At 60.3% G+C, this 20,767-nt stretch carries 20 protein-coding genes; 14 read left to right on the plus strand and 6 right to left on the minus strand.

Annotation, left to right across the window (positions count from 1 at the left end):
* Positions 1 to 87 precede the first annotated feature (87 nt).
* Positions 88 to 762, plus strand: coding sequence for a RadC family protein (gene radC, locus AD665_RS11205; protein ID WP_024780590.1), 675 nt, complete (start codon positions 88 to 90; stop codon positions 760 to 762).
* A 128-nt stretch (positions 763 to 890) separates the two neighbouring features.
* Here the strand turns inward: radC and AD665_RS11210 are convergent, their stop codons facing one another.
* Entirely contained in the window at positions 891 to 2,477 is a 1,587-nt protein-coding gene (locus tag AD665_RS11210; RefSeq protein WP_024780589.1) for an ABC transporter substrate-binding protein, read from the minus strand.
* A gap of 436 nt (positions 2,478 to 2,913) precedes the next feature.
* On the opposite strand from AD665_RS11210, the gene rpmB reads away from it, so the two are divergent.
* Together rpmB and rpmG are read left to right on the plus strand one after the other, a co-directional pair.
* On the plus strand, positions 2,914 to 3,147 hold the full coding sequence (rpmB, locus tag AD665_RS11215; protein WP_003177273.1) for a 50S ribosomal protein L28: 234 nt from the start codon (positions 2,914 to 2,916) through the stop codon (positions 3,145 to 3,147).
* 11 nt (positions 3,148 to 3,158) lie between these two features.
* Complete coding sequence (gene rpmG / locus AD665_RS11220) at positions 3,159 to 3,314, plus strand: 50S ribosomal protein L33 (RefSeq protein WP_003177274.1); 156 nt, start codon at positions 3,159 to 3,161, stop codon at positions 3,312 to 3,314.
* Positions 3,315 to 3,445: 131 nt separating this feature from the next.
* Here rpmG and AD665_RS11225 read toward each other — a convergent pair whose 3' ends face one another.
* Positions 3,446 to 3,808: a cupin domain-containing protein gene (locus tag AD665_RS11225; RefSeq protein ID WP_024780588.1), complete on the minus strand. Its 363-nt coding sequence runs from the start codon at positions 3,806 to 3,808 to the stop codon at positions 3,446 to 3,448.
* Positions 3,809 to 4,042: 234 nt separating this feature from the next.
* Here AD665_RS11225 and AD665_RS11230 point away from each other — a divergent pair, with 234 nt between their 5' ends.
* Together AD665_RS11230 and AD665_RS11235 are read left to right on the plus strand one after the other, a co-directional pair.
* Positions 4,043 to 5,536, plus strand: a complete 1,494-nt coding sequence (locus AD665_RS11230; RefSeq protein WP_053192103.1) for an aldehyde dehydrogenase — start codon at positions 4,043 to 4,045, stop codon at positions 5,534 to 5,536.
* Positions 5,537 to 5,694: 158 nt separating this feature from the next.
* The gene (locus AD665_RS11235; protein ID WP_024780586.1) at positions 5,695 to 6,837 is read left to right on the plus strand and encodes an MFS transporter; all 1,143 of its coding nucleotides are present in this window, start codon (positions 5,695 to 5,697) and stop codon (positions 6,835 to 6,837) included.
* Between the two features lie 48 nt (positions 6,838 to 6,885).
* On the opposite strand, the gene AD665_RS11240 is transcribed toward AD665_RS11235, so the two are convergent.
* Entirely contained in the window at positions 6,886 to 8,454 is a 1,569-nt protein-coding gene (locus AD665_RS11240) for a phospholipase D family protein (protein ID WP_024780585.1), read from the minus strand.
* An 80-nt stretch (positions 8,455 to 8,534) separates the two neighbouring features.
* Positions 8,535 to 9,968: an aminotransferase-like domain-containing protein gene (locus AD665_RS11245; protein ID WP_024780584.1), complete on the minus strand. Its 1,434-nt coding sequence runs from the start codon at positions 9,966 to 9,968 to the stop codon at positions 8,535 to 8,537.
* A gap of 179 nt (positions 9,969 to 10,147) precedes the next feature.
* Here AD665_RS11245 and AD665_RS11250 point away from each other — a divergent pair, with 179 nt between their 5' ends.
* The gene (locus AD665_RS11250; RefSeq protein WP_024780583.1) at positions 10,148 to 10,393 is read left to right on the plus strand and encodes a DUF1127 domain-containing protein; all 246 of its coding nucleotides are present in this window, start codon (positions 10,148 to 10,150) and stop codon (positions 10,391 to 10,393) included.
* A 68-nt stretch (positions 10,394 to 10,461) separates the two neighbouring features.
* Here AD665_RS11250 and AD665_RS11255 read toward each other — a convergent pair whose 3' ends face one another.
* Positions 10,462 to 11,775, minus strand: coding sequence for an NAD(P)/FAD-dependent oxidoreductase (locus AD665_RS11255; RefSeq protein WP_053192105.1), 1,314 nt, complete (start codon positions 11,773 to 11,775; stop codon positions 10,462 to 10,464).
* A 144-nt stretch (positions 11,776 to 11,919) separates the two neighbouring features.
* Between AD665_RS11255 and AD665_RS11260 the strand changes: the two genes are divergently transcribed.
* Positions 11,920 to 12,273: a YkgJ family cysteine cluster protein gene (locus AD665_RS11260; protein WP_024780581.1), complete on the plus strand. Its 354-nt coding sequence runs from the start codon at positions 11,920 to 11,922 to the stop codon at positions 12,271 to 12,273.
* 146 nt (positions 12,274 to 12,419) lie between these two features.
* On the opposite strand, the gene AD665_RS11265 is transcribed toward AD665_RS11260, so the two are convergent.
* The gene (locus AD665_RS11265; RefSeq protein ID WP_024780580.1) at positions 12,420 to 12,908 is read right to left on the minus strand and encodes an Lrp/AsnC ligand binding domain-containing protein; all 489 of its coding nucleotides are present in this window, start codon (positions 12,906 to 12,908) and stop codon (positions 12,420 to 12,422) included.
* Between the two features lie 157 nt (positions 12,909 to 13,065).
* Between AD665_RS11265 and dadA the strand changes: the two genes are divergently transcribed.
* The 7 genes from dadA to AD665_RS11300 all read left to right on the plus strand — a co-directional run bounded on the left by dadA (position 13,066) and on the right by AD665_RS11300 (position 20,319).
* Positions 13,066 to 14,370: a D-amino acid dehydrogenase gene (gene dadA, locus AD665_RS11270; RefSeq protein WP_053192107.1), complete on the plus strand. Its 1,305-nt coding sequence runs from the start codon at positions 13,066 to 13,068 to the stop codon at positions 14,368 to 14,370.
* Positions 14,342 to 14,695 (plus strand): RidA family protein, encoded by a 354-nt coding sequence (locus AD665_RS11275; protein WP_053192109.1) that lies wholly within the window; start codon positions 14,342 to 14,344, stop codon positions 14,693 to 14,695. The genes dadA and AD665_RS11275 overlap by 29 nt, the downstream gene beginning before the upstream one ends.
* 93 nt (positions 14,696 to 14,788) lie before the next feature.
* Positions 14,789 to 15,862 carry an alanine racemase gene (gene alr, locus AD665_RS11280; protein ID WP_024780577.1) on the plus strand — a complete coding sequence of 358 codons (1,074 nt, stop codon included), beginning with the start codon at positions 14,789 to 14,791 and terminating at the stop codon, positions 15,860 to 15,862.
* 128 nt (positions 15,863 to 15,990) lie between these two features.
* Entirely contained in the window at positions 15,991 to 16,539 is a 549-nt protein-coding gene (locus AD665_RS11285; RefSeq protein ID WP_024780576.1) for a cupin domain-containing protein, read from the plus strand.
* A gap of 181 nt (positions 16,540 to 16,720) precedes the next feature.
* Positions 16,721 to 17,134, plus strand: coding sequence for a c-type cytochrome (locus tag AD665_RS11290; protein ID WP_053192123.1), 414 nt, complete (start codon positions 16,721 to 16,723; stop codon positions 17,132 to 17,134).
* A gap of 136 nt (positions 17,135 to 17,270) precedes the next feature.
* On the plus strand, positions 17,271 to 19,205 hold the full coding sequence (locus tag AD665_RS11295) for an acetyl-CoA hydrolase/transferase C-terminal domain-containing protein (RefSeq protein WP_053192111.1): 1,935 nt from the start codon (positions 17,271 to 17,273) through the stop codon (positions 19,203 to 19,205).
* A gap of 85 nt (positions 19,206 to 19,290) precedes the next feature.
* Positions 19,291 to 20,319 carry an IS110 family RNA-guided transposase gene (locus tag AD665_RS11300; RefSeq protein ID WP_053191422.1) on the plus strand — a complete coding sequence of 343 codons (1,029 nt, stop codon included), beginning with the start codon at positions 19,291 to 19,293 and terminating at the stop codon, positions 20,317 to 20,319.
* Positions 20,320 to 20,767 lie beyond the last annotated feature (448 nt).

The following is a 20,767-nucleotide window of genomic DNA, read 5'->3' on the forward strand; positions in this document are numbered from 1 at the left end:
GGGGTGCAAATCGCCTGCAAAAAAAGATGGGCTACGATATCACAGCGACCGCTATGGAACAGCGGTGCCCACTATCAGGGAGAGCCTATGAGTATTCGGGATTGGCCCGTGGCCGAGCGTCCACGGGAGAGGTTGCTGGCATCGGGGGCGGGAAGTCTTTCGGACGCAGAATTACTGGCGATTTTCTTGCGAACCGGCGTGTCGGGCAAAAGCGCGGTCGATCTGGCGCGACAACTGCTGACTCAATTTGGCAGCCTGCGCGCGCTGCTTGAAGCCGACCAGATCACGTTCAGCAGCCATATGGGGTTGGGCCCGGCGAAATTTGCGCAGTTGCAGGCGGCCCAGGAAATGAGCCGGCGGCATCTGGCCGAGCGGGCGCGGCAAAGAACGACGCTGGAAAGCCCGGGGGTCGTCCGTGAGTACCTGAAGTCGATGCTGCGCCACGAGCCCCATGAAGTGTTTGGCTGTCTGTTTCTCAATTCCAGGCATCAGGTGCTGGGTTTCGAAACGCTGTTTCGCGGCTCCATCGACAATGCCAGCGTTCATCCCCGGCAAGTGGTCAAGCGCGCCCTGGCCCACAACGCCGCCGCGCTGATCCTGTGCCACAACCATCCTTCCGGCAACACCGAGCCCAGCCAGGCCGACCGGTTGCTCACCGAGCGACTGCAAGAGGCGCTGGAGCTGATTGATGTGCGGGTGCTCGATCACTTCATCGTTGGTGATGGGGAGCCGCTGTCGATGGCGGAGTATGGGTGGATGTGAGCGAAATCTGGTGCCCAGAGAAATCCTTTGTGGGAGCGAGCCTGCTCGCGATAGCGGTTCGTCAGTGACATTGTCTGTTCTGACACGCCGCAATCGCGAGCAGGCTCGCTCCCACAAGGTTCACCGCATTACTTGAGGCTGACCTTCGAATAATCCTGGCGCCCAAACGGGCTGACCGCATAACCCTGCAGGTCCTTGCGAACCAGGGCGAACGCGGTCGGGTGCGCCAGCGGCAGCCACAGGGCCTGTTGCCGGATCTGTGCTTGTGCCTGTTCGTAAAGCTTGGTGCGCACACCCTGTTCGCCGGTGGTCTTGCCGGCGCTGATCAGCTTGTCCAGGTCTTGATTACAATAACGCGCGAAGTTGGTGCCGGACTTGACCGCCGCGCAGGAAAACTGTGGCGTGAGGAAGTTGTCCGGATCGCCGTTGTCGCCAGCCCAGCCCATGAATAGCAGGTCATGCTCGCCGGCCTTGGCGCGACGGATCAGCTCCCCCCATTCGATCACCCGGATTTCCGCCTGGATGCCCACTTCCGCCAGGTCGGATTGCAACAGTTGCGCGCCGAGGCTGGGGTTGGGGTTCAGCAGGCTGCCGGAAGGGCGGGTCCAGATTGTGGTCTGGAAACCCTCTTTCAAGCCGGCCTTGGCCAGCAGCTCGCGGGCCTTGGCCGGGTCATGGGCATAGCCGGGCAGGTTCTTGGCGTAGCTCCAGGTGTTTGGCGGGTAGGGGCCGTTGGCCGCTTCGGCGGTGCCTTCGAAGACGGTCTTGAGGTAGCTGGCCTTGTCGAAGGCGAGGTTGATGGCCTGGCGTACCTCGGGTTTGTCCAGAGGCGGATGCTGGCTGTTGATTGCCACGAAAGCAGTCATGAAGGCGTCGGTCTGCTCAACCTTCAGGGTCGGTTCCTGCCGGGCGGCCTGCACATCCAGCGGCTTGGGCGACAGGGCGATCTGGCATTCGTTGCGCCGCAGTTTCTGCAGGCGCACGTTCGCATCCGGTGTGATGGCGAAGATCAACTGATCGACCTGGGGTTTGCCGGCAAAATAGTCGTTGTTGGCCTTGTAGCGAATCGAGGCGTCCTTCTGGAACCGGTTGAAGATGAAGGGGCCGGTGCCGATGGGCTGGTTGTTGAGTTTTTCTGGCGTGCCGGCCTTCATCAACTGATCGGCGTATTCGGCCGAATAGATCGAGGCGAATCCCATGCTCAGGGTGGCCAGGAAAGTGGAGTCCGCGTGATCGAGGGTAAAGCGCACGGTCAGCGGGTCCAGGGCGTCTATTTTCTTGATCAGCGCCGGCAGTTGCATGGATTGGGCGTGAGGGAAGCCGCTCTGGGCGACTTTATGCCAGGGGTTGGCAGGGTCCAGCATGCGCTCGAAGCTGAACTTCACGTCTTCGGCCGTCAGGTCACGGTGCGGCGTGAAATATTCGGTCTGGTGAAACTTGACCTTTGGACGCAGCTGGAACACGTAGGTCAGTCCATCAGGCGAGACGTCCCAGCGCTCGGCCAGGCTCGGGACTACCTTGCCGCTGGCGGTGTCGAAATCCACCAGTCGGTTCATCAACACGTCGGCGGAGGCGTTGGTGGTTGTCAGCGAATTGTATTGGACGACATCGAACCCCTCCGGGCTGGCCTCGGTGCAGACGCTCAGGGCGGCGGCCTGGGCCAAAGGGCTGATCAGCAGAGGTGCGAGCAACAGTGAGAGGGCAGCGAGGCGCATGATCGGTTTCCTTGTCAGGTCGAAGGCCCATCTGCGAGTGCAGTCTGGAAAAGGCCTACCCTAGTGGGCTCGTTGCCAAATGACTATCCCCTTTTTGCTTTTTCCGGCACGCTGCTCCAGCGTATCGAGCGTTAAAACCTGTCAGCGTCGAAAAAAGCCGGCGTGCCGCGACGAGCGGTCATAGCCATCGCCAGCCTTTGCCGCAGCCGTTCGGCGCGGTTGTCCGAGGATTCCAGGTAAAGACAAATCACACGGGCTGTTGTTGCACTGAGGTCTTTCTGGTATAAAGCAGCGCTCTTTTCTAGGGGCCCGGTTCCTTCACTGTAGGTGTAGCCGGTAAGACCCTTAAAGAAACGCGGCGCCTGGCGCCAAATGACTGAGAGATTAAGCGGCCAACCCATGCCGGGTTGGGCATGTGGTTTTAGAGGGCTGAGGCATGTCTAGAGTCTGTCAAGTTACCGGTAAGGGTCCGGTGACTGGGAATAACATTTCCCACGCAAACAACAAAACCCGTCGTCGTTTCCTGCCGAACCTGCAGCATCACCGCTTCTGGGTTGAAGAAGAGAAACGTTTTGTGCGTCTGCGCGTATCTGCCAAGGGCATGCGTATCATCGACAAGCGTGGCATCAGTGTCGTGCTGGCCGAACTTCGTCGCGATGGCAAGGTTTAAGGGAGCTAATCATGCGTGAATTGATTCGTTTGATCTCGAGCGCCGGTACTGGTCACTTCTACACTACCGACAAGAACAAGCGTACTACCCCGGACAAAATCGAGATCAAGAAATATGATCCGGTTGTTCGCAAGCACGTGATCTACAAGGAAGGCAAAATCAAGTAATTGATTTTTCCCTCTTTACGAAAAAGGCCCGTATCGCGAGATACGGGCCTTTTTTGTGGCTGGCTTCCAGCCCTGGTCCAATCCCTGTGTGCGAGCCTGCTCGCGATGGGGCCAGCCCGGCCAATGAAAACTCAAGCCTTGTGCTCAAACACCACATAGATCTTGCGGCACGGCTCCAGCACTTCCCAGGTGCCCTTGAAGCCCGCTGGAATCACGAAGCGGTCGCCTGCGCGCAATGTCTTGGCATTACCCTCGTTGTCCCGCAACACGGAAACCCCCTGGACGATCTCGCAATATTCATGCTCGGTGTAGTTGACCGTCCACTGGCCGACCGCGCCCTCCCAGACGCCGGCATTCATCTGCCCGCAGGGACTGTTGTAGTGGTTGTACACGGCTTGTTCGGGATCGCCTTTGAGAACCTTGGCCGGGTCCGGGCGATAGCGATCGGCGACGGTGCTGGCTTGGCCGAAGTCGACGATGTCCTGGATGCTCATGTCCGTAATCCCCCCGGTAATTGCTTGGAAGGCTCGAGTCTATGTTTATTAAAACGAACATCGCAAGGCTGTTTGTTGGCCTTGTGTCAAATATATTGAAACTTGAGGGGCGGCTGGTTTAGGGTGGCGGGTGCCCTGTGCCGAAAACATGCGCGAAAACCGGCTGGCCGGGCAGAATTCCTGAGTGGGCGCATCCCTGCGACGCTCATACCCCAATAAGAGGAGGACACTCGCATGACCACCCTGACTCGTGCCGACTGGGAACAACGCGCCCGCGATCTGACTATCGAAGGCCGCGCCTTCATCAACGGCGAACACACCGATGCGGTGTCCGGCGAAACCTTCGATTGCCTCAGCCCGGTCGATGGCCGCCTGTTGGGCAAGGTCGCCAGTTGCGATGCTGCCGACGCCCAGCGTGCCGTCGAAAACGCGCGTGCGGTCTTCAACTCGGGTGCCTGGTCGCGCCTGGCGCCGAGCAAACGCAAAGCGACCATGATTCGTTTCGCCGGCCTGCTCAAGCAGCACGTCGAAGAGCTGGCCCTGCTCGAAACCCTGGACATGGGCAAGCCGATCAGTGACTCCCTGAACATCGATGTGCCCGGCGCGGCGCAGGCGTTGAGCTGGAGTGGTGAAGCCATCGACAAGCTCTACGACGAAGTAGCGTCGACCCCGCACGACCAGTTGGGCTTGGTCACCCGCGAGCCCGTAGGTGTGGTGGGCGCTATCGTGCCATGGAACTTTCCGCTGTTGATGGCCTGCTGGAAGCTCGGTCCGGCACTGTCCACCGGTAACTCGGTGATACTCAAGCCGTCGGAAAAATCCCCGCTGACTGCCATTCGCATAGCCGCACTGGCCGTCGAAGCCGGAATTCCGAAAGGCGTGCTCAACGTGCTGCCAGGCTACGGCCACACCGTCGGCAAGGCCCTGGCGCTGCACATGGATGTCGACACGCTGGTATTCACCGGCTCCACCAAGATCGCCAAGCAACTGATGATCTACTCCGGCGAATCCAACATGAAACGCATCTGGCTGGAAGCCGGCGGCAAGAGCCCGAACATCGTGTTCGCCGACGCCCCGGACCTGCAAGCCGCCGCCGAAGCCGCGGCCAGCGCCATTGCGTTCAACCAGGGCGAAGTCTGCACTGCCGGCTCGCGACTGCTGGTGGAGCGCTCCATCAAGGACACCTTCCTGCCGCTGGTGATCGAAGCCCTCAAGGGCTGGAAGCCAGGCAACCCGCTGGATCCGGCGACGAATGTTGGTGCCCTGGTGGACACCCAGCAGATGAATACCGTGCTGTCCTACATCGAAGCCGGTCACAGCGACGGCGCCAAGCTGGTGGCCGGTGGCAAGCGGATCCTAGAGGAAACCGGTGGTACGTATGTCGAGCCGACGATTTTCGACGGTGTGAGCAATGCCATGAAAATTGCCCAGGAAGAGATTTTCGGTCCGGTGTTGTCGGTGATTGCCTTCGATACCGCCGAAGAAGCCATCCAGATTGCCAACGACACGCCATATGGCCTGGCGGCAGCGGTATGGACCCGGGACATCTCCAAGGCCCACCTGACCGCCAAGGCCTTGCGCGCCGGCAGCGTGTGGGTGAACCAGTACGATGGCGGCGACATGACCGCGCCGTTCGGCGGCTTCAAGCAGTCGGGTAATGGCCGCGACAAGTCGCTGCATGCCTTCGACAAATACACCGAGCTGAAGTCGACCTGGATCAAGCTGTAACAGCACAACGCTGATCCCCTGTGGGAGCGAGCCTGCTCGCGATAGCGGTATGACAGTCGACAGCTTTGTTGAATGTTGCGCCGCTTCGCGAGCAGGCTCGCTCCCACATTGTTTTTGAGGGATGCCCGGAATCGATGACTACCCACAGGAGCGTGGAAATGCGTTGGGCGACTTATTTCGCCGTGTTGGCCTCTGTCCTGAGCGTCGGTCTTGCCCTGGGGGTAAGCATGCCGCTGGTGTCGCTGCGCCTGGAGGGCTGGGGTTATGGCTCGTTCGCCATTGGCGTGATGGCGGCCATGCCCGCCGTTGGGGTGTTGCTCGGGGCCAAGGTGTCGAGCCGCCTGGCGGCGCGGTTTGGGACGGCGAACTTGATGCGCCTGTGCCTGTGGGGCGGGGCAGTGTCCATCGGGTTGCTAGCGCTGCTGCCCAGTTATCCGGTCTGGCTGGTGCTGCGGCTGGTGATCGGGGTGGTCCTGACCCTGGTGTTCATCCTCGGTGAGAGCTGGATCAATCAACTGGTGGTCGAACAATGGCGCGGGCGGCTGGTGGCGCTGTATGGCGCCAGTTATGCGCTGAGCCAGTTGTCCGGCCCGTTGTTGCTCGGTGCGCTGGGTACCGTTCATGACTATGGGTTCTGGGTGGGGGTCGGTCTGCTGGTGGTCGCGCCGTTGCTGTTGCTCGGGCGTAGCGGTGCACCTAGCAGTGAAGCCAGTAGCGTCACTTTTGGCGATTTGTGGGCATTTTGCCGAGGTTTGCCGGCAATCGCCTGGGCGGTGTCGTTGTTCGCGGCTTTCGAGGCGATGATCCTGACATTGCTGCCGGTGTATTGCCTGCGCCAGGGCTTCAGTGCCGACATTGCGCTGGCGATGGTCAGTACCGTGGTGGTCGGTGATGCCTTGCTGCAGCTGCCCATCGGTGCCCTGGCCGATCACTGGTCTCGAAGGGCCTTGCTCACGGGCTGCGCGGTGGTGCTGACCTTGTCGAGCCTGGCAGTCCCGCTGCTGATCGATACTGTACTGATCTGGCCGCTGTGGGTGCTGTTTGGCGCAAGCGCGGGTGGTTTGTTCACCTTGTCGCTGATCCTGATCGGTGAGCGTTACCGCGACGATGCGCTGGTGCGGGCCAACGCCCATATTGCACAGCTGTGGGGAATCGGTTGCCTGATCGGTCCCTTGGTGGCGGGAGCGGGCAGCCAATGGATCAGTGGGCATGCGTTGCCGTTGTTCATGGCTGCGGGGGCGTTCGGGCTGGTGATTCTGTTGCTGCGCCAAGGTGCGTTCGGTGCTACGCAGTCTGCCTGAAAACCCTGAAACACCTATGGCGAGGAGCTTTTGTGGCGAGGGGCAGCCCTACAACATTTTTTCCAACCCGACAGTCGTCGCAAACCAGGCATTGAACCGGCGCCACCAGCTACCTGGCTCGCGATCCAGGTCATGGAGTTTGCCGTTGTCTTCGGTTCTCCAGACGAGCTTTCCATCCTCCAGTCGTGCCTGGTAGCTCAGGGCCGGTGCCATGCCCTGCAGGGCCAGGTCACGGACCTGTCCAGCGAGTTCGGGACTGTCCACCAAGACGCCAACCTCAGTGTTCCACAGCACTGAGCGTGGATCGAAATTGAATGAGCCGATGAACGATTTCTGTCGATCAAAAATGATCGCCTTGCTGTGCAGGCTCGAGTCCGATTCACCATAGGACTTGCTGTAGAACAGGTGAGGGCCGCTGCCTCCCGTATCCCCGGGCTGGCGCCGCAACTCGAACAGCCGTACACCGTGTTGCAGCAGTGCTTTGCGATAGGGCGCGTAGCCGCCGTGTACCGCCGGCACGTCTGTAGCCTCCAGGGAGTTGGTCAGCAGGCTCACCGACACGCCGGCATCGGCGCGGCTGGTCAGATACACCAGTCCGGGCTGGCCCGGCACGAAGTAAGCCGAAATCATGATCAGTTCCTTGCTGACGCCCGCCAGTTCAGGGCCCAGTTGCGTGGTCAGCAACAGCTGTGGATCCGGCTCGTCCTCGGCCAGTACTTTGCTCGGTGCATCCCAGAGCGCCTGGTTCCAGGCCCAGACCAACTCGTTGCGCCAGATATCCAGGCGCGGCTGGGTCCGGTAGGTGGTCAACTGCCGGTACAAGGCGTGATTTTCCTTTTGTGTCTGCTCCAGGGATTCTTGCAGGCGCAGGCGGCTGTTGGCCAAGTCCTTGGCGCTGGGCCGATGGGACAGGAACTGTTCGATGGGCTTGCTCAGGGCGCTGTTCCAATACTGGTCGAAACTGTGTCCCAACTGTTCGGCCACCGGGCCGACGCCGAGCACGTCGATATCCGTGAAGTTCAGGTGAGGTTCGGCATCGAAGTACTCATCTCCCAGGTTGCGCCCACCGACAATGGCCATGCTGTTGTCCGCCAGCCATAGCTTGTTGTGCATTCGCCGGTGTTGCAGCGAAAGGTTGAACAGTCGGCCGAGGCCGCGGGTCACCCCGGTGGCGCGTCCCAAGTGCAACGGATTGAACAGGCGGATCTGGATTTGCGGGTGGGCGCCGAGGGTCGAAATGATCTGGTCCTGGCCATCGCTGGTGGTGTCGTCCAGCAGAATCCGCACGCGCACGCCCCGGTCGGCGGCCTTGAGCAATTCATCCACCAGCATCCGGGTGCTGATGCCGTCGTGAACGATGTAGTACTGCAAGTCCAGGCTGCTTTGCGCGTTGCGAATCAGCTCGGCCCGGGCGGTGAAGGCATCGGTGCTGTCGGAGAGCAGGCGGAATCCCGAGCGCCCTTCGTGCGGTGCGGCCTGGGCCTGGACCGAGCGTCCGAATGAAGATTCGGAAGCCGGCAGTGCCTGGGACGGCTCGCGGGTAATATCAACGCTGGCACAGCCTCCCAACAGTGAGGCGACAAGCAGTAGCGCAGGCAGGATCGGTTTGGATCTCACGTAGGATCGTTCCGCTTGTTGGCGTTGATTGGCTGTCGGGTGCTGCTTCCCGCTTAGGCTTTTCGTACCGAGCCTAGCATTCAGACGCCGTCGTCCCAGGTTTCGTTCAACAGCGCGATAGCGGCGGCTCCGACCTTACGCACGGCGTCCTCGATCTGTGCCGTTGGCTTGGCAGCGTAGTTCATCCGCAGGCAGTTACGGTACTTTCCCGATGCCGAAAAAATGCTGCCGACCGCGACCTGTACACCTTGATCATGCAAGACCCGGTTGAGCTTCAGCGTATCGAAACCTTCGGGCAGTTCGACCCACAGCATGAAGCTGCCCCGGGGGCGGCTGGCGCGGGTGCCCGACGGAAAGTATCGGCTGACCCAGTCGATCATCATGTCGCGATTGCGCTGGTAATGTGTGCGCATCCGCCGCAAATGGGGTTCGAAATGCCCATTCTTGAGAAACTCCGCGATAGCAATCTGCGGCTGCGGCGCGGTGGAGCCGGTGCTGATGTACTTCATGTGCAGCGCCCGCTCCAAGTACCGGCCCGGCGCAACCCAGCCCACTCGCAGGCCCGGCGCCAGGGTCTTGGAGAAAGAACTGCAAAGCAGGACGCGGCCATCTTCATCGAAGGATTTGATTGTGCGTGGTCGTGGGTAGGTGTAGGCCAAATCCCCATACACATCGTCTTCGATGATTGCCACGTCAAAGCGCTGTGCCAGGGTCAACAGCGCTCGTTTGTTCGCTTCCGGCATGATGTAGCCCAGCGGGTTGTTACAGCTGGGCGTCAACTGTATGGCCTTGATCGGCCATTGCTCCAACGCCAGTTCCAATGCCTCCAGGCTGATGCCGGTGAGTGGGTCGGTGGGGATTTCCATGGCCTTCATGCCCAGCCCCTTGAGGGTTTGCATGGCGCCATGGAAGCTGGGCGAGTCCACCGCGACGATGTCGCCTTGTTCACAGGTGGCGCGAATGCTGACTGATAACGCTTCGTGGCAGCCGGTAGTGACAATCAGGTCGTTGGCTCCCAGCTGGCAGCCTGAATCCAGCAACAGGCGGGCAATCTGTTCGCGCAACGCGAGGTTGCCGTAGATGTTGTCGTAATACAGGCCGGGCATGTCCTGCCGACGACTGATCTGCGCCAGGCTGCGCAGCAGCGGTTTCATGGTGGGCGAGTGGATGTCCGGCATGCCGCGCCCCAGTTGCACCACATCTTTGCGTGGCACGGCGCGTATCAGCTCCAGCACCTGGTCCCATTGTGAAATATCCACTGGGCGCTGGGCCGGACGGCCTATCGCCGGCAGGTCTGGAAGTTCGCGGCTGACCGGGACGAAGTAGCCGGATTTGGGCTTCGGCATTGCCAACCCGTTGTCCTCCAGCACGCGATAGGCCTGCTGTACCGTACTCAGGCTGACGCCGTGTTCCGTGCTCAATGCCCGCACCGACGGCAGCCGGTCGCCGGGGCGATAGAAACCCTGCTCGATGCGAGTGCCGAGCAATTCGGCGAGGTTCACGTAGAGGGTCATGGCGTGCTCTCGATAGGTTGGACAGCAGTTAACCAATACAGTTGGCCGATAAAAGCAGCATTCAGTGGCAAAAATACCTTAACTGTATGCAAATAAAATACAGGTGTTGAATCTGTATCGATTCTTGCCGTCCGCGCATCATGAAACCTCTGGCTACCCAAGTAAACAGGAGCGACGAAATGAACGGCTTGAGCGATGTGCGGCTGACGCTACACAGTCAGGAACTGGAGGCAGGGCAGGAAAAGGAACTTCGAGGCGCAAGCTTTGGAAATGCCCCTGCCTGTCTGGGCCGCTGGGGCCTGTTCTGGCATCGTCTGCATACACGTCGAGTCTTGCTGGAGCTGACACCCGAACAGTTGCGTGATATCGGGATGGATCCGCAGCAGGCGCGGGAGGAGGCCCTCAAGCCGTTCTGGCGCAGTTGATCCGTGGCGAGGGGATTCATCCCCTCGCCACAAAAACAGCACCAGGCTTACCTACAGTGTCATTCGGATCAGACCAGCTCTTTCAATCTGTGCCACAACATCCCCAGCGCCAGCAGCGGCGAGCGCAAGTGCTGGCCGCCGGGGAAGGTGATGTGCGGGACCTGGGCGAACAGATCGAACCCGCCGCCTTGCTGCCCGGTGATGGCTTCGGCCAACAGCTTGCCGGCCAGGTGGGTGGCGTTCACACCGTGGCCGGAATAGGCCTGGGCGAAGTACACGTTGGGCTGGTCCTTGAGCCGGCCGATCTGCGGCAGGCGGTTGGCGCCGATGCCGATCATTCCACCCCATTGATAGTCGATCTTCACCTGTGCCAACTGCGGGAAGACCTTGAGCATCTTCGGACGCATATAAGCGGCGATGTCCTGTGGATCGCGGCCCGAATAATGACAAGCCCCGCCGAACAGCAAGCGTCGATCCGCCGAAAGCCGGTAATAATCCAGCGCCACTCTCTGGTCGCAGACCGCCATGTTCTGTGGCAACAATGACTGGGCCTGAATCTGGCTCAAAGGCTCGGTGGCGATGATGTAGCTGCCGGCCGGCAGTACCTTGCCGCTGAGTTCCTTGTTGAGTCCGTTGAGATAGGCATTGCAACCGAGCACCAGGGTCTTGGCGCGAACCGAGCCGTGTTGGGTGTGCACCTTCACTTCAGGGCCGTAATCGATCCGGGTGACCGCCGATTGCTCGAACAGCCTGACCCCCAGTCGCTGCGCGGCATCGGCCTCGCCCAGGGCCAGGTTCAGTGGGTGAAGATGCCCGGAGCCCATGTCGATCAGGCCGCCGACATAACGGTCCGAGCCCACTACGCTGTGCATCTCATGGGCTTGCAGCAGCCGGGTCGGGTGACGATAGCCCAGACTGCGCAGTTCTTCGGCGTCCTCGGCGAAGCCTTGCAGGTCGGCGGGTTTGTTGGCGAGGTCGCAATAACCCCAGGTGAGGTCGCAGGCGATCTGGAAACGCTCGACGCGCTGTCGGACGATTTCCACTGCCTCAAGGCCCATGAGCTTCATCTGGCGGACGCCCTCGGTGCCGATGACCGGGGCGAACTGATCCAGGCCGTGACCGACACCGCGGATCAACTGGCCGCCGTTGCGCCCGCTGGCACCCCAGCCTATCTTGTGTGCCTCCAACAACACGACGCTCATGCCGCGTTCGGCCAGTTCGATGGCCGTGTTCAGCCCCGAGAACCCACCACCCACCACGCAGACATCCGCCAGCAGCTCGCCTTGCAGCAGCGGATGGTCCGGTTGCGGCAGGCTGCTGGCGGCGTAGTAGGAGGCGGCGTGCGCGTGGCTCGGGCCAGGTTGCTGAACACGGGCGTTCATGTGCGTAATCCTGATTATTGTGTTTGAGAAATTTTACGGAGCATAAGCCGCGGATTCCTCGGTGAGCAACAGTGGTCGGCTGGCGCTGTCTGGTGCAGGGCTTTTAGGGCAGAATCCGGATCAATTCCCCAGGTAACCGCCTCGATGAGCTGCAACAGTCAGAAAATCCGCACGCTGCGCCAGCAGATTCCCTCGTTCGAGTGTGTACCAGGGTGCCATGACTGCTGCGGACCGGTGACCACGTCACCCGAGGAGATGGCCCGCCTGCCGCGCAAGACCCGCGCCGAGCAGGACGCTGCCCTGGAAACACTCGATTGCGTCCACCTGGGGCCGAACGGTTGCACCGTGTATGACGAGCGGCCCCTGATCTGCCGGTTGTTCGGCACCACCGCGACATTGCCGTGCCCCAATGGGCGGCGACCGGTGGAGTTGATCCATCCCCGGGTCGAGAAGCAGATTCATGAGTACATGGCTGCTAATCGGCAGGTGTTGGTCTAGCGAGATCGTTCCCACGCTCCGCGTGGGAATGCCTCATCGGACGCTGCGCGTTCGGCTTTTCCGGAGCGCGGAGCGTCCCTGGCTGTATTCCCACGCAGAGCGTGGGAACGATCTAATGTGGGAGCGGGCTTGCTCGCGAAGGCGGTTCAATCCGGAACCGGCAGGTTCAGGCTCTCTTTCACCTCTTCCATCACGATGTAGCTCTTGGACTCCCGCACGTGGGGCAGTTTGAGCAGGATGTCGCCCAACAGCTTGCGGTATGAGGCCATCTCGGAAATCCGTGCTTTGACCAGGTAGTCGAAATCTCCCGACACCAGATGGCATTCCAGCACGTGAGGCAGTTTCAACACGGCTCGCCGGAATTCTTCGAAGGTGTCGCCGGATTTGTAATCGAGGCTGATCTCGACAAACACCAACAGGCTGCCCTTCAGATGTTGCGGGTTGAGCCGGGCGTTATAGCCCATGATGATTCCTTCGCGCTCCAGGCGTCGTACCCGCTCGGTGCAAGGCGTTGTGGAGAGACCGACCTTTTCCCCCAATTCGGTGAAGGAGATCCGCCCGTCCGCCTGGAGGATGCGCAGGATGTTGCGGTCGATCTTGTCCAGCTCGCGCTTGGTCTGGGTATTGGTACGCACAGGGGATGCGCCTCCGTGAAAAGGGTTTTTGCCGAGAATTCTCGCCAAATATAGGTATTTATATAGTGAAAAGCACTGCCTATTCTTTCTTACACTTCGCTCATTACAGTTTTGTACAACACAAACGTCAGCGGTTCTCCGCGATGAGGGCGACAACATGCGTGTTCTGGTCTTGGGTAGCGGCGTCATCGGTACCGTCAGTGCTTACTATCTGGCCCGTGCCGGGTTCGAAGTGGTGGTGGTCGACCGTCAGCCAGCGCCTGCCATGGAAACCAGTTTCGCCAACGCCGGCCAGGTATCGCCGGGTTATGCCTCGCCGTGGGCCGCGCCGGGAGTGCCGCTCAAGGCCATCAAATGGCTGTTGCAGCGTCACGCACCGCTGGCCATAAAGGCAACCGCCGACATCGACCAGTACCTGTGGATGGCGCAGATGCTGCGCAACTGCACCGCCAGTCGCTACGCCATCAACAAGGAGCGCATGGTTCGTTTGTCCGAGTACAGTCGTGACTGCCTCGATGAACTGCGCGCCGAAACCGGTATTGCCTACGAAGGCCGGAGCCTGGGCACTACACAACTGTTCCGTACCCAGGCACAGCTCGACGGCGCGGCCAAGGATATCGCCGTGCTGAAGGAGTCCGGTGTGCCGTTCGAAGTGCTCGACCGCGAAGGCATCGCACGGGTCGAGCCGGCTCTGGCGAATGTCACCGACATCCTGGCCGGCGCATTGCGTCTGCCCAACGACCAGACCGGCGACTGCCAGATGTTTACCACGCGTTTGGCGGAAATGGCCGTGAAACTGGGTGTGGAGTTCCGCTTCGGCCAGGACATCCAGCGCCTGGACCAGGCCGGTGACCGCATCAACGGCGTCTGGATCGATGGCAAGCTGGAAACCGCCGACCGCTACGTCCTGGCCCTGGGCAGCTATTCGCCGCAACTGCTCAAGCCCCTTGGTATCCGTGCCCCGGTGTATCCACTCAAGGGCTATTCCCTGACCGTGCCGATCACTAACCCGGCGATGGCGCCAACCTCGACCATTCTCGACGAAACCTACAAGGTCGCGATCACCCGTTTCGATAACCGCATCCGTGTGGGCGGCATGGCGGAAATCGCCGGTTTTGACCTGTCGCTCAATCCGCGTCGCCGTGAAACCCTGGAGATGATCGTCAACGACCTTTATCCTCAGGGCGGCGATCTGACTCAGGCGAGTTTCTGGACCGGCTTGCGGCCTACCACGCCGGATGGCACGCCGATCGTCGGCGCCACCCCGTTCAAGAATCTGTTCCTGAATACCGGCCATGGCACCCTCGGCTGGACCATGGCCTGTGGTTCCGGCCGCTTGCTGGCGGACCTGATGGCGAAGAAAAAGCCGCAGATCAGCGCCGAAGGTCTCGATATTTCCCGTTATGGCAGCAAACACCAGGAGTCTGCAAAACATGTCAATCCAGCGCCAGCTCACCAATGACCGCATGAGCCAGGTGGTCGTGCACAACGGCACCGTCTACCTGGCCGGGCAAGTCGGCGACGACATGAGTGCCGGTATCGAGCAACAGACCCGCGAAACCCTGGCCAATATCGAGCGTTTACTGGACCAGGCCGGGACCGACAAGAGCCGGTTGCTGTCGGTCACGATCTATCTGAAAGACATCGAGGCCGATTTTGCGGGCATGAACGCAATCTGGGACAAGTGGTTGCCCAATGGGGTAGCCCCGGCCCGCGCAACGGTAGAAGCCAAGCTGTGCGAGCCGGAAATCCTGGTGGAGCTGTCAGTCGTGGCCGCGCTGCCTTAAAAGCTGTCGAAACGATCCCTCTCCCGGCGCTGTTGGTGGTTCACGCCATCAGCCGGCGTCGGTTTTTTCATGTCTGCCTAGAAGCGTGCCGTCATGCGTCCTGCCCGTGCCCTGATCGATCTTCAAGCCCTGCGTCACAATTACCAACTGGCTCGCGAAGTCACGGGGGCCAGGGCCCTTGCGGTGATCAAGGCCGATGCCTACGGGCATGGCGCTGTACGTTGCGCCGAGGCTTTGCAGGACACCGCGGACGGATTTGCCGTGGCGTGTATCGAAGAGGCCCTGGAACTGCGGGCCGGCGGTATCCGTGCGCCAGTGTTGTTGCTGGAAGGGTTTTTCGAAGCGGATGAGCTGTCGTTGATCGTCGAGCACGATTTCTGGTGCGTCGTGCATTCGTTGTGGCAGCTCGAAGCCATTGAAAGAGTGACGTTGAGCAAGCCGATCACGGTCTGGCTCAAGCTGGACTCGGGGATGCACCGGGTTGGTCTGCATCCGCAGGACTATCAGGCCGCCTATCGTCGTCTGCTGGCCAGCGGCAAAGTCGCGAAAATCGTGCTGATGAGCCACTTTGCCCGTGCCGATGAGTTGCACGACCCTTCCAGCACCCGGCAGTTGGAAGTGTTTGAAGCCGCCTGCCAGGGATTGACGGCCGAGACCAGCCTGCGTAACTCCCCGGCGGTATTGGGCTGGCCACAGATGCCGAGCGACTGGGTTCGTCCGGGCATCATGCTGTATGGCGCGACGCCTTTCGATGAAGCCAACGCCACCGCCTCGCGCCTGCAGCCGGTGATGACCCTGGAATCGAAGATCATCTGTGTGCGCGAACTGCCCGCCGGCGAGCCGGTGGGGTATGGCGCCCATTTCGTCACCACGCAGACGACCCGGGTCGGGGTGGTTGCCATGGGCTACGCCGACGGCTACCCGCGCCAGGCACCGAGCGGTACGCCAGTGCTGGTGGACGGCCAACGCAGCCAATTGGTCGGGCGCGTGTCGATGGACATGCTGTGCGTCGACCTGACGAATATCCCCCATGCCGGCCTCGGTTCCACCGTTGAATTGTGGGGCAGACATGTGCTTGCCAGCGATGTGGCGAAAGCTGCCGGCACCATTCCCTATCAGATTTTCTGCAACCTGCGTCGGGTGCCACGGCTCTATTCCGCGGGCTGACGCACAATAGGATCGACCGAAGGTCGCTTCACCGCACAGGATTCGGGTCAAAGTGTTGTAAATACTGAACGCTGTCGCCATGATAACGCTCATTTTCCACACAACCTGATCCCCTGGAGGTTCCAGCATTGGACGTCGGTGAACGACTGCAAGCCATTCGTAAACTCAAAGGCCTTTCCCAGCGTGAACTCGCCAAGCGTGCGGGCGTCACCAACAGCACCATTTCGATGATCGAGAAAAACAGCGTCAGCCCCTCGATCAGCTCGCTGCGCAAGGTCCTTGGCGGCATCCCCATGTCCATGGTCGAGTTTTTCTCCGAAGAAATCCTCCAGGAGAAACCGACCCAGATCGTCTACAAAGCCAACGAACTGATCGATATCTCCGACGGCGCCGTGACCATGAAGCTGGTGGGCAGGGCACACCCGAGCCGGGCGATTGCCTTCCTGAATGAAATCTACCCGCCTGGTGCCGATACCGGTGACGAGATGCTCACCCATGAAGGCGAGGAAACCGGGATTCTGGTGGAAGGGCGACTGGAACTGGTCGTCGGCGCCGAAACGTTCGTGCTCGAAGCCGGTGACAGCTACTATTTCGAAAGCACCAAGCCACACCGTTTCCGTAATCCGTTCGATGTGCCGGCGCGACTGATCAGCGCAGCCACACCGGCCAATTTCTAAGGAAGAGGCGCCAAGCCCGCACGGGCAACGGCGGCCAGGGGGGAAGCTGTGACCATGAACAAGACCCTTGTGACTTTAGGGTTGTTTCAGTGTGACAGGCTTACCGCTATACTTGCGCCCGCCTGCAACCGTGGCCGCAGGCGTGACTAGCCACCATGAGGGTGTACGCGTGAACCTAATTATGAAAATGCTGGCTGCACCAGCAACCGTATTGGCCCTTTGGGCAGTCAGTGCCCAAGCGGCAACCAACGACGAAATCGCCAAGCGCCTTGAGCCGGTCGGCCAGGTTTGCGTTCAGGGGCAGGAATGCAAGGGCATGGAAGTCGCCGTTGCTGCGGGCGGTGGTGGTAAGAAAACGCCCGATGAGATAATTGCAAAACACTGTAACGCTTGCCATGGCACCGGTCTGCTGGGGGCTCCAAAAATAGGCGACACAGCAGCCTGGAAAGATCGCGCTGACCATCAAGGCGGTTTGGATGGCATTCTTGCGAAAGCCATTACCGGTATTAATTCCATGCCGCCGAAAGGTACTTGCGCAGATTGCTCGGATGAAGAGCTCAAGGGCGCCATCCAAAAGATGTCTGGCCTGAAATAAAGCCAGCATCCTTCGAAAGAGCCGCTTACGAGCGGCTTTTTTGCGCCTTGGAAACGACCACTCAGGGCTGTTCATCGCAACCAAGACCCGGCATGCTCGGTCCAACCCACATTCTCGGAACGACCCGGAGGGTAGGATGGTGCAATTGTGTTCAATCGAGCAGGCGGTGGATGACGTCCTCGAACGTCTGCCGGCGCATATCCACCTTGGCATCCCCTTGGGGTTGGGCAAGCCCAATCTGTTTGTCAACGCGCTGTACCGGCGCATCGCCCAATTGCCCGAACGACAACTGACCCTCTATACAGCCCTGAGCCTGGGCCGGCCGAACATGGGTGATGGTTTGCAGAAGCGCTTTCTGGAGCCTTTTATCGAACGGGTTTTCGGCGACTATCCGGAACTCGATTATCTGGCCGATCTGCAACGGGACAGCCTGCCGTTCAACATCCGGGTCGAGCAGTTCTTCATGCAGCCAGGTAGCCTGCTGCACAGTGCTTCGGCCCAGCAGAACTACGTCAGTAGCAACTACAGCCATGCTGCCCGGGACATCAACGCCGCCGGCCTGAACCTGATCGCGCAACTGGTGGCGAGCGACCCTCAATACCCGGATCGCCTCAGTCTGAGTTGCAACCCCGACATCACCCTCGACCTGTTGCCGATGATCGAGAAGCGGCGAGCCGCTGGGGAAACCATCTTGATAGTCGGCCAGGTTCACAGTGATCTGCCCTACATGCCGGGGGACGCGGAAATCGGCATTGACGATTTCGATCTGTTGATCGACGAGAAGGACAGTCACACTCTGTTTTCCACACCGAACATGCCGGTGGGGTTCCAGGACCATTTCATCGGCCTGCACGCCAGCAGCCTGGTGCGTGACGGGGGCACCTTGCAGATCGGTATTGGTTCCATGGGCGATGCGCTGACAGCGGCGCTGTTGGCGCGTCAGGCCGATAATGCCGGATACCAGGCGCTACTGGCGGACCTGAACCTCAGCCAGTGGGCGCAACTGATCGAGCACGAGGGTGGGCTCGAGCCGTTTGCCAAGGGGCTGTACGGTTGCAGTGAAATGTTCGTCAACGGTTTGCTGGCGCTCGCGGAGGCCGGGATCATCCGGCGCAAGGTCTACCCCGATGAGTCGACGCAAGAGCAGGCCAACGCGGGTACGCTCGACGAGGCGGCCCAGCCCGACGGCGTCTGTGTCCATGGCGGCTTCTTTCTCGGTCCGCGCAGTTTCTACCAGCGCCTGCACGAGTTGCCGCAGAACCGTCGGCTCGAATTCAACATGACCCGCATCAGCTACATCAACGAATTGTATGGTCAGGAGCGCCTCAAGCGTTTGCAGCGTCTCGATGCCCGCTTCATCAACACTGTGTTCACCATGACACTGATGGGCGCCGGGGTGTCCGATCAGCTGGAAGACGGGCGGGTGCTCAGCGGTGTGGGCGGGCAGTACAACTTCGTCGCCCAGGGACATGCGCTGGAAGGCGCCCGTTCCATTTTGCTGCTGCGCAGTTGGCGCGAATCCGGGGGTGAGATGAGCTCGAATATTGTCTGGGAGTATGGCCACTGCACGATTCCCCGGCACCTGCGGGACATTGTGGTCACCGAGTACGGCATCGCCGACCTGCGGGGCAAGACCGATGCCGCGGTGATCGAAGCGTTGCTGAACATCAGCGATTCACGCTTCCAGCCGGGGCTGATCGAGCAGGCGCAGGATGCCGGGAAGCTACCGAAGGATTTCCGCCTCGATCCACGCTTCGCCGATAACACCTCGGAGCGCTTGCGGGCGATCCAGGCACGGCATCCGCATCTGTTTCCGGAGTATCCGCTGGGCGCGGACTTCGATGGGGTGGAGCGGGACCTGTTGCGAGCGCTGAACTGGCTCAAGAGCAAGTTCAAGCTCACCGAAATGCTCGAGTTGGGCAAGGCTGCGCTGGATGCCCCGGAGCCCTCCCTGTATCCCGAGCATCTGGAGCGGATGCAACTGGCGAACACGGAGGGGCTGAAGGAAGATCTGTTCCAGCGCTTGTTGCTGGCGGGTCTCAAGGCCACGGCGCAACAACAATCAACCTAACCCACCCTAATGAGATGGCTACCCCCGCCGCCCCCTGTGAACGCCCGCTAAGCTTTCACAGGGGGATCTATCGGAGACCGCCGTCATGAACAAAGTAGCTATTGTCGCCATCGACCTTGGAAAGCTCACCTTTCACGTACATGAGCAAGATGATCACGGGCATCCGCTTCTGCGCAAAAAATTTAAGCGAGTGGAACTCCTCCAGCACCTAGCAAATCTCGAACCGTGCATCGTCGTGATGGAAGCTTGTGGCGGGGCCCATTTCATGGCGCAAGAAGTCGCCAAGTTAGGCCATTCGCCCAAACTGATAGCACCTCATCTCGTACGTCCCTATGTGAAAAGCAACAAAAACGATTTTGCCGATGCCGAGGCGATCTGCGAAGCAGCCAGTCGTCCAACGATGCGTTTTGTCCCCGTTAAAAACCAGACTCAGCAGGCGCTGGCAATGCTCAACTCGGTCCGCGACTCGCTCATCAAGGATCGCACGGCGACCGTCAATCGGATTCATGCCGCGTTTCTGGAAGTCGGCATCAGCCTGACCCCGGGCTATAAGTCGCTCAAGGACATACCGGCCCTGTTGGAAGCAAGTTCCTTTCACGGACTCATCCGCAAACTTGTGGCGGACTTGTACGAGCATTACCTCTACCTCAATCTGCGTATCAAGGTGTTGGACAAGGAGGTCGATTGCCAGGCCGCTGGAGATGATCTGGCCTCCCGCCTGATGACAATGCCATGCGTGGGGCCGATCACCTCCAGCGTCCTGGCCGCCGAAGTGGGCGACGGTAAGCAATTCAAATGTGGTCGAGACTACTCAGCCTCGATTGGGCTGGTCCCCAAACAACACTCAACGGGCGGGCGGACGGTACTTTTGGGCATCAGCAAACGAGGCGATCGAAATCAGAGACGCCTGTTCGTCCAGTGTGCCCAGACGTATGTGAACAGGCTGGATCGACAGGAAGGGAAGCTGGCTGATTGGGCTCGCAAGCTCCTGGCCAGCCACCGTCACCGCAATCTTGTGGTCTGCGCACTGGCCAACAAGTTCGCGAGGATCGCCTGGTCGATTGCGGCAAACCACACGGTATTCGATGCAGGGCCAAGCGCGATGAACGCTTGACCCTGCTGCTACCCGAGCACCACCCACCTGGTTTTGCGATGCTGAATAACAGATGACATGAACGGCTAACCGGCCTGACGAAAACCCTGGGCTCCCACACGGCTGCAAGGCCGTCACACTAATCAGGATCGTCGGGCATCGAATTCTCATCGAGGCGCAGGGACACAACTCCCCACTCAGACGCCGGATAGATGAAAGCAAGCCAAACACGCATCAAAGACAGTATTGCAGAAAAGGGGGTAACCATAGATGTGGGAGCGAGCCTGCTCGCGATAGCGGTGGCACATTCAACGCGGATGCAGGCAGGCCTGGCGTCTTCGCGAGCAGGCTCGCTCCCACAATGGATTTTTGGTGTGTGCAGGGTTTGTGTACGGCATCGAACTCTGTGGGAGCGAGCCGGCTCGCGATAGCGGTGGCACATTCAACGCGGATGCAGGCAGGCCTGGCG

Origin of the sequence: Pseudomonas corrugata (assembly GCF_001269905.1) — a bacterium.
Taxonomy (GTDB): domain Bacteria; phylum Pseudomonadota; class Gammaproteobacteria; order Pseudomonadales; family Pseudomonadaceae; genus Aquipseudomonas; species Aquipseudomonas corrugata.